The sequence below is a fragment of the Paraburkholderia sp. HC6.4b genome, from assembly GCF_014200875.1.
In the GTDB taxonomy this organism is placed as follows: Bacteria; Pseudomonadota; Gammaproteobacteria; order Burkholderiales; family Burkholderiaceae; genus Paraburkholderia; species Paraburkholderia tuberum.
This window is the reverse complement of the sequence record NZ_JACHDC010000004.1, coordinates 19,149-32,357: the sequence shown is the minus strand read 5'-3', so window position 1 is coordinate 32,357 and position 13,209 is coordinate 19,149. Positions and strand designations below refer to the sequence as shown.

Sequence of the window (13,209 nt, the reverse complement as noted above, 5' to 3'; positions counted from 1 at the left end):
CGGCCTGCCCGGTTGTGGTGCAATTCCGGTGCGTCGGTCTGTTACTCTTGAGCTTTTGACGACCACGAGCCAATGAGCAAGCTGAAAGATCTCGAACGGTTGTTCAACGGGTGTCATTTCGACCGCGAAGTCATCGTCCTTTGCGTGCGTTGGTATCTGCGCTACAAGCTCAGTCTGCGTGATCTTGTCGAGATGATGGCTGAGCGCGGCCTGTCCCTCGCCCACACTACGATCCTGCGTTGGGTGAAGCGCTACACGCCGGAGTTCGTCAAACGCTGGAATCGGTTGGCTACGACAGCCGGTCAGTCGTGGCGAGTCGACGAGACCTACGTGAAGATTCGCGGCAAATGGGCCTATCTCTACCGCGCCGTTGACCGAGCGGGAAAGACGATCGATTTTCGCCTCAGCGCGAGGCGCGACGTGGCGGCAGCAAAGGCGTTCTTCGCGAAGGCAATCAGAACTCAGGGACGCGCTCCTGAGACGATTACGCTGGACGGCTACGCGGCATCTCTTCGGGCGGTCCGCGAGATGAGGACCGACGAGTCGCTACCCAGGCGAACGAAATTGCGATCCTCGAAGTACCTGAATAACCTCATTGAGCAGGATCACTGCCACATCAAATCGCGGGTGAACGTGATGCTCGGGTTCAAGCGGTTCCACAGCGCCGCCGTTACCCTCTCCGGCATCGAACTGATGCATCGCATTCGCAAAGGCCAGTTCGATCTCACCAGCATGCACCTCAAAGATACCACTTCGCCCTCGATTTGGATGCCGGTTCTTTCAGCTCGTTGAGGTCTCCGAAACATGGGCGATTTCTCGCCCGCCTACCCAGTTTGCACCACAGCCACCTTACGTATGTGGAGCCTCGTCTTGACGACTGCTGCTCCACGCCCCGCATACGATCCTTCGATTACGAAAGCTTCAAAACGGTGCCACTCATCGTCACGCTCCCACTTGATACAAGACGTGATATCGCAAGCCCAACCCTAGCTTCGGCATCTCCCGGCGTACGCGACATTCCAATCAGCCGACACACGGATTTGGCGACGTCAGAGGTTGGTGCACTGCCCGTTTCTTCAAGCACATGAAGCACACCGTTAGCTAACTCTTCCAGGCACACATCATCGACCTTCCGACGTGAAGTCTCCTCATCCGAGGCCTCACGAAAAACGCCCCACTCTGCCGGATTTACCTTAGCTGGCCAGTAAAACGTCGCGTTTCCGTCCGAGGTTCGACCTTGCTCGCGAGGCGTCAGCATCCGGAGACGATCAACAATTCGCGTACCCGTTCGCTCCAAACCCCACGCTCTTGCGACTCTGCGGTGAAGGACACTCTCGTGAATCGGTCCTTCAGCTTCGATTATCTCGATCAGTTGTTCCGTCAGCTTCCGGCCGTGGGTGAGGTCGTAAAAGTCTTCCGGCTTGCCTCCCGCTGGGATGATGACCGTGTACTTAGGTAGAGAGACGTCAATGTCCGATGCAAGAGTGGCCGAAGGAACGCTGTCGACGATTTCGGTCTCTACCGTCTCCGGGATTGACGCCGCTGCTGGAGCCTCCTCGTCGGCACCATCATCATCGAGAAGTAGCTTGTCCAAACGAGCGAGGAGCTTCTGAACCTCGACATCCGGATTTAACCACCAGTCGGTCGACCAGATTCTATGTATGCGCCATCCCAACCCTTCGAGCACTACTTGACGAAGGCGGTCTCGATCACGCGCAGTCGCACCCGAGTGGTAGGCGCGACCATCGCACTCTATCCCGATGAGATAACGGCCCGGTGCTCGGGGATCAACGACGCCAATGTCGATGCGATACCCAGAACAACCCACTTGAGGATGAACAACCCAGTTGTGGTCGCGGAGCACCTTGATGACCTGGCCCTCGAACGGACTGTCCGGCTCCATTCCAGTAGGCAATGATTGCTCCAGCAACGCCTTGGGGCCCTTCAGCGCAAACTCGAGATAGTGCTTCAGGTCGCGCACACCCGCAGCCCTCACGCGGGAAAGATCGATCTGCTCCGGTCGCAGGGTGCTGAAAATCACCACTCTTTCGCGAGCACGGGACACCGCCACGTTGAGTCGTCGCTGTCCACCCTCGCTGTTCAGTGGCCCAAAGTTCATGGTGAGTTTGCCGGCTGCGTCGGGACCGTAGGTAATCGAAAAAAGAATCACGTCGCGCTCATCGCCCTGAACGTTCTCAAGGTTCTTGATGAACAACGGCTCGCGCGACTGCGCAGAGATCGCCTTGTCGAGCGCGGCATTGGCTCGGCGACGCGCGTCAAGCAACGACTCAATGAGCGACTGCTGCGGCTGATTAAACGTGACAACGCCCAAAGTCAGATGTTGGTGCTTTGAATCCAGAAAGTGTTGCTCGATTCCACGCACAATCGCTTCGGCCTCTGCCCGGTTTGTCCGGCTACCACCTCTGTCGTAGACACCCGTGACGCGCTCAAGGCGCACCGCCACGTCGTCCGTCACCGGCGACGGAAAGGTGATGAGTTGCGAGTCGTAATAGGTAACGTTGCTGAAGGTAATCAGACTCTCATGCCGGCTGCGATAATGCCACTGCAGCCGCTGACGATTCATCCCCGCACCCAGACATTCGTCCAGAATGCTTTCGAGGTCTTCGATCTGAGCATCATCGCCGCCGTTGTCGTCTGAATCCGTCGACTTACTGAAGAAGCTCGTGGGTGGCAGCTGCTTCGTGTCTCCAACAACGGCCAGTTGCTTGCCACGCGCTATGGCGCCCACGGCGTCCCACACGGGAATCTGGGAAGCCTCATCGAAGACGACGGCATCAAACTGTGCGTGCCCAGCGTCGAGATACTGAGCCACAGATAGCGGCGACATCAACAGACACGGTTTCAGCTTGGGGAGCAGACTCGGAAGTCCGTGCATCAGTTGGCGCACCGGCGCGTGGCGTGTCTTCTTTTGCAGTTCCCTTCGCAACAGCCCGAGTTCACTATCGCTGCTGACCACCATGCCTTTTCCCGCCGGCACCTTGCCAGCAAGCGTCGCGGCAACATGTTGCGCCGTCAGATGCTGGAATCGCTCGTCGGACTGGCGGAACTCACGAATCTTCCGTTCGTGGTCAGCGCTGGAAAACGTGCGCAGCACCGAGTCTTTGTCGATGACCTTTTTCACCCACCAATTCTGGTAGCTGTACTCGAAGTGCTCCTCGACACAATCCAGTGGCACACGGCCATCTTCCAGCGAAGTTACGACGCCTTGCAACCCCAGATGCACGGCCTGCTCTCGAACCTGCCGCCACAGACACCATGACATAAACTGGCTCTTCGCCCGATGCCACGCCGCAGTAATACCGAGCATCCGCTCCAGAGCGCCGTCAGTGTCAGTCGGCCCCTGCAATGGTGCAGTCGGTTCTGCCAGTGCTTCCAGCGCCGACAGGCTGGCACGCACTTCACGCCACGCGTCGCGATAAGCAACCAGCGACTTGCTCATCGGACCTCCCGGCTGCAGCAAAGCACGGTTTTCGACCACCATATGCTGGAAACGGGTTCGCAGTTCAGCTGCCGCGACCGGATCTCCAGCAACCAAGGTGACAGCATCTGAGAAACGTTGAGCCCATTGCTCGCACCGCAATACCTGGTCCCAGTCCGTCTTCACGCCGTTGAACGTATCCTGCAGTACACGTTCCGCGTTGCCTTTCATCGCGAGAAGCTGCTCGTCCTCGGCATTGACGCCTGCAAGATGAGGCAACATTGCTCCAACAGCTTCGTCCGTCGGCCGCGCTCCGGTAATGCTGTAGCTCGCAAGCCGTGTGCGGATAGCGCGCTTCTTGATCGCTGATTTAGGCCACCAGGTGTTCGACGCTTGCGCCCACTCGTCTTTTAGAGATTTCGCGCTGACTTCTGAGATCCGCTCAGTCCAACTCGCCTCGAGATTGCTCCATGACTCGTTGCGCGCCTTCCCATGCCGGGCAAGCCGTTGCAGTTGTGCCCGGACTTCAGCGTCGTAAGCTTGTGCGGCAACGCCTTGAGGCACCTGTGGCGCTCCGAGCAGAACGTCTGCCAAACGGTCAACCTTTTCGTATCCCTCAAGGCTCAAACCGGAAACCGGAAGTCCCAGGCTGCGTTCCGCCTCGGCTGCACCGCCTTTGAATGCCTGGATCGCCTGCTCAAGCGAACGCGCAGTTGTCAAGAGTTCGTCCTGCCAGCTCGGACTCCAGTCGGTTCTGCCAATATGTTCAAGCGGATGGCCATGCAGCGCGACGAGCGCCCCGGAAAGGGTGGCCATCCGTCTCGATGTTTCTCGCAGGCTTTCGAGGGATTTGCGATCGTGAGCGGATGCATCTGCCCAAGACATCAGGGAGGCTTCCTCGCCATCGTGCGCGATGCAAGTTCCGATTGCCTGATATACGGTGAGCCCGTTGGAGTGCGGGTGATGTAATGCATCGACGAGATCGTTCAGATCCTGCCGCAGTTGGGCCAGACGTCCTGCTTCCCGGCTCCAGTCTTCGCTCGTTCGCTGGCCGCTGAAATCCAGAGCCTTGCCGAGTTGCTGCAGGACTTCCGACTTCCGCGCTTTGGACGAATGCAGTTCAAGACAAAACGGCCCCAGACCGACCGACTCGAGTCGCCGATGCACAACCTCCAACGCGGCCATCTTCTCGGATACGAACAGGACCGTCTTACCTCTCGCTAACAAATGGGCAATCAGGTTTGTGATGGTTTGGCTTTTGCCCGTACCGGGCGGGCCCTCAAGAACCAGATCACGCCCGGAGTCGACTACGCAGATGGCCTTTAGCTGCGACGAGTCAGACAGCATTGGCGTGAACAGGTCCTGAGGCTTGTGCGATTCATCCAGCCTCTCGAAACGTTCGTCGCCCTCCTCCTTCTCAAATGCTTGCCCGGGGTTCTCTATGAGATGTCGGACTACTCGATTCGCCTTGAGTTGCTCTGTCCGATCCTGGAGATCCTTCCACATCAAATACTTGGTGAAAGAGAAAATACCCAGGTGCGCCTGCTCGACGACCTCCCACTTGGGGATCTCGCGCACCGCCAGACGGAACGCCTGGAGCACCTTCCCGACGTCGACGCCCTTCTCATCCATCGGCATAACGTCCAAACCTGGAATGCGCAATTCGAAGTTCGAACGCAACATCTGCAGCAGCGTTGGATTGATGATCGTCTCATCGTCATGACGGCTAAGCCGGAAACCGCTTCGCACCGACTGGCGCTGTAGCGCCACGGGAACCAGGATGATAGGCGCCTGATGCACGCTCTCGGCGCTTTCCGCCTCCGTCCACCGCAACATGCCCAAGGCGAGATAGAGTGTGTTCGCGCCGCCTTCCTCCAAACCAGTCCGCGCCGCACTAAAAATGCTCAGAAGGTTGCCATCCAACGCCTCCTGCGGCATCCGTGCGATCAACTCCTTGTTATCCAGGGCGTTGAGTGCCATGTCGTCAAGGGGGTGGTGTCCGCTGCGACTCGCACGGACCTCGGCCATGCGCGGATCATTTCCCTCCATCAGGGTCGGCATTGGCCGCACGCGAAACTCGACGCCTTCGGCGATGGCGTCCTCGAGCTTGGCCAGGTCCGGCGCGACCAGCGCCAGTGTCGATTTAGTCGACTTGAAGTTGAGAAGCCGGTTACGAAGCGTCAGATCCAGCAACCGGGATTTCCACTTCGACAAGCGCCCTTCCGGGGTCTCGTCGCCACCTAGATCGAGAGACGTCAGAGACTCTGGGTCAAGCGGTGGGAGGACCGGCGTCGGTTCAATGGCCGCGGGCTTTTCCGCGTCTTCGGTCTCGGATCGCTTAATCCCTGCTACGCGGGACGGCAATGGCCTGATTTGCAGTTCTCGGGCCCGATGGATATCAACCGCATACCGGAACGTGCCTTCTTCGAGCAGATGGACCGCACCCTGTTCCAGGGCGATTCTCAACGAGGGGCGACGGCTCGAATGCTGTGCGACTGCCGTGGTCTCGAATACCAGAAACTCGCCGCTATCGACGCGTTTCCGTACCGCCTGAACATCGTCGGTGAGAGGATCGGCGAAACAGGCCTGATGAAGCCATACACCTACCCAGGCATGACCATCCTTGAGCAAGACAACGGGACGTAGACCAGCCTGCTCCAGACATGACGAGAAAAGCATCGCGAGGTCAAGGCAAGTGGCTACTCTTCCCTCGATAACACGGTCAGGGGTTCGGATTTTCTGACCATCCACCCCGAAAGAAGCTGGCGGCTCAGCGTATTGCAAATTCTCCGCGGCCAGCGTGCTGTAAATCGCGGAAATCTGCTTCCACACCACATCGCGGCTCTTCGACTGATATCCATTCATCGACAGGTCGCTGTGCTGCTCGCGAAGCAACTTGGACGCCTTGCCAATGAGGATGTCGATCGCCGGGTTGTTCGGCATTGAGAAGCACGCGAGCAACTCGGGCATGGCGCGCGTACCGGCCCATTGATCGTAGGCCAGAATCTCGACGGGGTGGTTTATCCGGGCCAGTTCTATATCGCCGGCCTGCGCGACCACAGTAACCGATGAGGTAATAGCCTCCTGGAGGTCGGCCAGATAACCGTGGTCGGCTGCCAGATCTAAAGGGGATATGCGCCTGCTTTCGTCCGGAGTGAGCTTTGCAAAGTGAAGCTTCACGCCTTGAGCGAAGCGAGGATTGCACCCGACCAGGACATCCACGGCCTCGAGAGGTTCGCTACCGCGGTTCGTTACGCGCAAGGCACGGACTACGGGCACGGAATTCTGGATCGACGCATAGCCCAGTGTAGGGTCGGCCTCGATCTCCAGAAGCAGCGGCGCAGGGGTTGTTTCCTCGGCGGTTACGGATTCCAGATCCGGTTCTTGTTGGACGTCCATCGTACCCCCTTATCAGCGTTCTTTTTAAATCGTTCTCAGGTTTTGCACGTAAGAATACGCCAGATGGCCGTCAATCGGGAAAGCCGAAATCGCATTATTGGCTGCATTGAATCGCGGGCTGTTTCAAGCAATCTGGCCCGGACACGCTTTTGCCACCCCTGTCTCGAGGGATCCGAGACGATCAGCGCGCTGGCCGCGCGGGACGGCGTGAGCCGCAAGTTCGTCTACGCGCAAACGCGCAAGGCCGGCGTCGCGCTGGCGGACGCGTTTGCGTCAGCGGTACCGGAGGATGAAGTGCTGTTCGAGTTGCCGGTCAGCAAGAGGTGGCTGCGTCAGGTGATGGTCGCGCTGACGCTGATCTGCCGCAGCTCGTATCGCGGCGTGGTGGAGTTCATGCGCGACTTGCTGGGCGTGTCCACCAGTGTGGGCAACGTTCACGACGTGCAGCAATGGGCCGCGCAGCAAGCGGCCGCGCTCAACCGCGAGCAAGACCTGTCCGGCATTCGCGTGGGCTTGCACGACGAGATCTTCCAGGGCTCGCGGCCGGTGCTGGCCGGCGTCGATGCCGAGTCGACCTACTGCTACTTGCTGGCGGCCGAGGCCCATCGCGACGGCGACACCTGGGGCGTGCACCTGCTGGACGCGGCGCAGCAGGGACTGGCGCCCGACTACACGATTGCCGATGCCGGCCGGGGCCTGCGCGCCGGGCAGAAGGCCGCCTGGGGCGACACGCCGTGCCATGGCGATGTGTTCCACATCCAGCGCCAGTGCGAAGGACTGGCCAACACGCTGGGCAACCCTCGCCAGGGGCGCCCGGTCGCGGCGCGAGAAGCTGCAAGCCAGGCTCAACCAGCCGCGCTCGCGGGGGTGCGCCGGCGGCTTCGCTGCCCAGCTGAGGCGGGCACGCCGGACAGAAGCGCAGGCGCATCAGTTTGCCTGCGACATCCGCACGCTGACCCAGTGGCTCAGTCATGACATCGTGTCGCTGGCGGGTCCGCAACTCGCCACGCGGCAAGCGCTGTTCGACTTCATCGTCTAGGAATTGGGCGTGCGCGAAGCGCTGGATACGTGCCGCATCCGCCCGGTGCGCATCGCGCTGCAGAGCCAGCGCGATGACCTGCTCGCGTTCGCCGGCGTGCTCGATGAGAAGCTCGCCGCGATCGCGCAGCGCGCCAACGTCTCGGATGAGCTCGTGCGCGCCGCGTGTGTGCTGCATCGCAAGCCGCGCACCTCACCCGCGTACTGGCAGGGATGGGGCCGGCTACGCGCCAGACTGGGCGGCCAGTTCCACGCCGTGTTCGCCGCGGTGTCCGAGGCCATGGCCCACACGCCGCGCAGCAGTGCGCTCGTCGAAAATCTGAACTCGCGCTTGCGCAACTATTTCACGCTGCGTCGCCATCTGGGCGCCCCCTTACCTTGACCTACTGCGCTTCTTCCTGAATCATCGGCGCTTCGTGCGCAGCCGCCGGGCCGAGCGTCAAGGCAAAAGTCCGTGCGAGTTGATGACAGGGCTGGACCACCCGCACTGGCTCACGATGCTGGGACTCGGAGCGCTTCAACCGCGGCAAGCCTGAGCGCGGAAGGTCGATACCCAAGACCTCCAAATACATCGGGATACTAATCAACAATCAACACACCGCCCTCCACGAGCGGTGCGGCTCAGTTCGTCCGTGTTACCCAAAATCGGCGCTTTTCGAACCACGCCGTCTGCCGCTCGAGTCGCCCCGCCAGGCAGGTCTCGGTGCGCTCATTGCTCAGCCGAGCCTTATTCCAGCTTGCACCCATTGATCGACTTAGGCAGACACCGTTGCCCGTGGGTCCATCGGGCACCAGACAGATCAGATCCGCTCCAGCTTACATTCACAAACCGCGCGTCTTCGAAGTTGGAATTGCGTAGATTCGCGTTATCGAACGAGACGTTTGTCAGGTCGGCTCGAGAAAAGTCGACACCAGATAGATCCGCGCCACTGAAATCCACATTTTTGCTCACGCTTTCCCGCAACGATGCCGAGGCGAGGTCGGCACGGACTGCACCGACGTTTTCAAGAGTCGCATGGGACAGATCCTTCTTCTTCCAGCTCACCCCCTTCAATTCAGTATTCTGAAGGACGATGTGTGACGACGAAACCTGATCCGATGCAGATCCTTTAGTCACGCTGGACGGCCGAACACCACTGATATTCATTGTCGCCGTCGAACCCAGACCGATTTGCCTGTTAGTAATAGTGACATTATGCAGCTCGAGTACCTGATTGGATTCGGTGAATGAATTTTCGGCCAGCGCAGCGCGGCCGAATAGCGCCACATAGACAAATAGCAAAGCGCGGCACATTGCCATTACGTGTCTTCCTAGATTCATTTTTCAACAACCTCTTCCGAGAGAATATCTGCGTGTAGCGGCTTGTCGGCGGAGATATTGGAGGACGAAGCAATGCTTGTCTGCGCAATCTGTCTCATCCAGGCAGGATCAAGCTGCTCGCCATTAGTTGCTGAGAAGATCAATCCAAGCATATTCTTCGCGCGGGAGTACTGTCGCTCTGCGGAGCGCCTGTACCAGACGAGCGCCGCCGAATAATTGATAGTGGTCCCCTTGCCGATGTGGTACATCGTCGCGAGTTCATACATCGCAACCCGATCGCCCTTCTCTGCTTCCTGACGTACATCGGCAAATTGCTCGCGGGCTGTTTTCGGTTCATTCCCGCCATTCAATCGCATCAGGTTGCGAGAGGCAGCAACCAGTCCCTTCATAGCGGCAGAGGCGTACCATCGCTTTGCTTCGGCCAGATCTTCCGGGACTCCGTCGCCCGACTCGTAGATTACTCCGAGTTCGTTCTCGGCGACCCGGTTGCCTGCTGACGCCGCCGTACGAATCTCACGTAGTCCTTTCTCCACATCTCCAGTTGCCCGCATAACGAGTCCCAAAACCAGTCGTCCGCCGGCATTGCCCTTCACAGCCACATCATTCGCGTAGGACTGAGCGGAGAAGAGGTCGCGTGCAACACCACGCCCGTACAGGTACAGCACAGCCATTGCAACATAGTTCCGAGCGTCACCGGAATTTAGACCTTGCTGCCAGATCGCTGCCGCGTATTGAAACTGGCGACCAGTGTCATCCGATTCCATTGCCGCCATGCCAGCACGATACGCCGTAAGGCCGTCGTCATAGGTCTTGTCGGCCAGATCGTCGTATGTGGTTGCGCCTTGCTCGGTCACGCCGCGCTTTGCAGAGAACGATGCATCGCTCTCACCGCGAATACGGAAGTCGGAAAACCTGTCAGACAGTCCCTGGACATCCGGCGCTATCGTGGATTGGTGAATGACCACGGTCGCGTGCGCGGAAGGCATACTCATCGATACGATCAGCGGAAGGAAGCTGGCCGAGCAAGTCCATCTTTGCCGAAATCGGCCACGTATCTTTCTTTGCATATTTCGATTTCACTTGAGTTTGCGGGGCTCGGATGAGCCCCACTATCGGCTGCCGACAGCGACGTTTAGCCGACCCACACTGAGGCTCGGCGCATTGAGCGCAAGCATCGCGTTCGTAATGTCTACCAGTGCCGGGAATCCCGTGATGGTCTCGAGCCCTGGACCCTTCAACTCGGATGGAAGATGTTCGAACACAGAAGCGTTTGCAGCGAAACACAGCACCTCCTCGTGGCCCGGTTTTTCGAAACGGATTGAAAATCGCTTGTCTTTAACAGGAATCGATGTGCTCGAATAGGCTTGCACCTCGCTCATCGGCTCGAAAGGGTTGGGATAAATCTGCGTAACGGTATGGCTCGCATCTTCGTAGTAGCAACGCAGCGCCGCACTTCGATTGAGCCGCACGTCCAGATTGAGCTCGTCACCCACCCGGGGATGATCGCCGCCTTCTGCACTCAGCGTGACGTCGATCGGACCTTGCCCTCCCTCCTTCAATGACAAGGCGTCCGACGCCGGAGCGACCGCGGATAGATCAACCTTCTGTACATTTCCGTGGACGTCAACCGGAACTCGCTTCGCAAGCATCGCCTGATAGGTCGGGAAGCTCAGCAATCCCGTGGACGGAATGTCCTGGTCCATCTGGAATTCCGCAATCGCAGCCTTCAGTTCGGTGGACGATATACCGTCCACGGGACCGTCGTAATAGGTTTCCCGGCGCAGGACAGTCTGCGCGAGCATCGTGAGATATGCCGGTGTTGCCGCGTCGTACCACGTGCGCAGTTCCCGCTGGAATTCCGGCGCTGCTTCGTTGAGCGACAGACATTGCCAATATGGCAGTTTCAGCCACTTTCCGACCAGCTCGATCATGCCGAGATCGACGAGGCTGCGCAGTGCGAGTCCGGACCCCTGGCTATGGTCGTTGCTCAACGAGAACTGCACCCCCGTCTTGAAGATCGTGCCGCCCCCTTCGATTCCGCTGCCGCTTTTTGCAACGATGGCGGAGTTGGCCGCATAGATACCTGGCACCAGCGTGCGGGTTCGTAACTCGCCCAGGTGCAATTCAAGCGCAATAATCGACGCATGCACGTCGCCATCATAGGCCAAGTCTGTGCTGAATTCGTGACCACGAATCAACCCGTCTGCCGAAATGCCGAGGCTACGCCGCTTGCCGACAACGTTTTCGTCGATATAGCTAACCGCGCCGGACACATAGACCTGCGGCGGCTCGATGTTCATTGCGTTCATTCCGAGCAGCAGACTGCTGAGATATTGAACAGTGTCCTGCTGAACCAGATTGATTTCGTAATCGACGAACTGGAACGTCTTGCTGCGCTCGGACATTTGCGCCAGCGCGGTAATCACGAGGTCCTTGACCGATGTTCCAGCCTTGCCGGAGGGATCGGCGATAGATTTACTCGTGATGCGGATAGGAGTCTGATGGGTGCTGGCGAGCATTTCGTCCATGCACGCCAACGAGCGACTGAAGGAGCTGATCGAACGAACCGGCTCGACGACGGGACTGCCTTCGGAATAGGCCTGCGAAATGACTTCCTTATGGTCGCGAGGCGTAAGCGCACACGATGTGACCGAAACCGCTGTGATGGCCGCGCAAACACGACCTGCAACGGAGGCGACAGGGTGCGGCCTCCGTTGAAAATAACGGTAAATTCCCAATTGATTCGCCTGAAAAAACAATAAGTGGCACTCAACAGCCGTTAACTATGGGACCCTTGATAACGACGATATTATCTTTCGGCGCCCTGACCCCTGGACGCTGGTTACCAAGGTCTACATTGCCGATGTCTGTTGTGCAGCCCTTGCCAACAGACGCGCCTGATGACGCGGAACTACTGGACGAAGAAGAGCCAGGGTTGGAATCCGCCCCGGTGCTTTTCGACAACAGACGATTTCTCGCCAGTGCACTGGTCACCTTGCTCTGTTGACTGGGATCAAGACCGGTTCGAGAACCAATTTCGTTGGCGCGCGTGGACGCGCCATGCAGTGCGGCGAAAATGACAGCATTAGTAACTATTGCGAAGAGAATGGCGCGCACTCGGTGAGCTCCGCTAAGGCCGCGAGATACGATGTTCGCGGCGCCTAAGTCTTACTTGCCCGAGACGGAGCCGATGTTGAGCTTCGCCTTACTCATGGCACCGACGGATGAGTTGGCCAAACCGCTGTTCTCGATGCTCAGCGTTTGCTTGTTATTGCCGCCGATCTTCACGTTGCCTTCGACCGAATTGGCGTTTAGAACAGATTCCGATCCAACACCGACAGCCGAGTTGGCAATCCCGGAGTTCTTGATCGTGGTGCTCTGGTTATTATTTCCTGCGATCTCCACCTTAGCTATAGCGACGCTGGCAGAACAGGCGAGAAGCGCGCACAGAATGTATGACTTCATTAGTTATCCAAAAATGTAAAAATAGAATGAAAAAATGCAACGGCCGTTAAATATCATTTGCAACCATTGTTCATGCAACAGCTCCATCTTCCGACTTTTCATCGAAACATACAATAAGAGTACTCTTAAATTACAAGTTTATATTTGCCAGGGGTGGACGTCGCATGCGCGGCGCGGCTCAAGTGCGCTTCTGTCCACTGGTTTCGCCATAGCGCGGGGTCGAACATGGCCGATGGCAACCTCGATCTGCGGCTCGCACACGACAAGCTCGACCACGCGTCGCTGACGACCACAAGCCTGTATCTGCACAGCGACGATGTTCAGCGACATCAGGAAACAGAACTGAAACACCACATCGACTGGTGAGGGGTATCCACTTCACCTTATGGCTATTGAGGGCATTGCGCAATCGATCGCGCCTTTGAGAGGCTCCTGGCCGACCTCTGCCCGACGCTGATCGGCCCATCCCGACCCACAAGGGACAGTTGGATTTCTCCGTAACGGACGTTCAAGCGACTGGAAACGTTAAACCTCGCAAATAGCCAGG

At 58.3% G+C, this 13,209-nt stretch carries 9 protein-coding genes; 4 read left to right on the top strand and 5 right to left on the bottom strand.

Going from position 1 to position 13,209, the window contains the following annotated elements:
- Positions 1–72 precede the first annotated feature (72 nt).
- Positions 73–792 (top strand): IS6 family transposase, encoded by a 720-nt coding sequence (locus tag HDG34_RS06790; RefSeq protein ID WP_184058666.1) that lies wholly within the window; start codon positions 73–75, stop codon positions 790–792.
- 118 nt (positions 793–910) lie between these two features.
- Here the strand turns inward: HDG34_RS06790 and HDG34_RS06785 are convergent, their stop codons facing one another.
- Positions 911–6,838 (bottom strand): DUF3320 domain-containing protein, encoded by a 5,928-nt coding sequence (locus tag HDG34_RS06785; protein WP_184058663.1) that lies wholly within the window; start codon positions 6,836–6,838, stop codon positions 911–913.
- A 63-nt stretch (positions 6,839–6,901) separates the two neighbouring features.
- Here HDG34_RS06785 and HDG34_RS06780 point away from each other — a divergent pair, with 63 nt between their 5' ends.
- Together HDG34_RS06780 and HDG34_RS06775 are read left to right on the top strand one after the other, a co-directional pair.
- A complete protein-coding gene (locus tag HDG34_RS06780) occupies positions 6,902–7,813 on the top strand; it encodes a hypothetical protein (protein WP_184058661.1) in 912 nt (303 codons plus the stop codon).
- 73 nt (positions 7,814–7,886) lie between these two features.
- On the top strand, positions 7,887–8,258 hold the full coding sequence (locus tag HDG34_RS06775; protein WP_184058660.1) for a hypothetical protein: 372 nt from the start codon (positions 7,887–7,889) through the stop codon (positions 8,256–8,258).
- Between the two features lie 345 nt (positions 8,259–8,603).
- On the opposite strand, the gene HDG34_RS06770 is transcribed toward HDG34_RS06775, so the two are convergent.
- From HDG34_RS06770 to HDG34_RS06755, 4 genes are all read right to left on the bottom strand, one after another.
- A complete protein-coding gene (locus tag HDG34_RS06770) occupies positions 8,604–9,176 on the bottom strand; it encodes a pentapeptide repeat-containing protein (protein WP_184058658.1) in 573 nt (190 codons plus the stop codon).
- 17 nt (positions 9,177–9,193) lie between these two features.
- A complete protein-coding gene (locus tag HDG34_RS06765) occupies positions 9,194–10,189 on the bottom strand; it encodes a tetratricopeptide repeat protein (RefSeq protein ID WP_184058656.1) in 996 nt (331 codons plus the stop codon).
- Positions 10,190–10,306: 117 nt separating this feature from the next.
- Positions 10,307–11,725, bottom strand: a complete 1,419-nt coding sequence (locus HDG34_RS06760) for a DUF4384 domain-containing protein (protein WP_184058654.1) — start codon at positions 11,723–11,725, stop codon at positions 10,307–10,309.
- Positions 11,726–12,365: 640 nt separating this feature from the next.
- A complete protein-coding gene (locus tag HDG34_RS06755) occupies positions 12,366–12,662 on the bottom strand; it encodes a hypothetical protein (protein WP_184044542.1) in 297 nt (98 codons plus the stop codon).
- A gap of 153 nt (positions 12,663–12,815) precedes the next feature.
- Here HDG34_RS06755 and HDG34_RS06750 point away from each other — a divergent pair, with 153 nt between their 5' ends.
- Complete coding sequence (locus HDG34_RS06750; RefSeq protein WP_409259281.1) at positions 12,816–13,028, top strand: tyrosine-type recombinase/integrase; 213 nt, start codon at positions 12,816–12,818, stop codon at positions 13,026–13,028.
- Positions 13,029–13,209 lie beyond the last annotated feature (181 nt).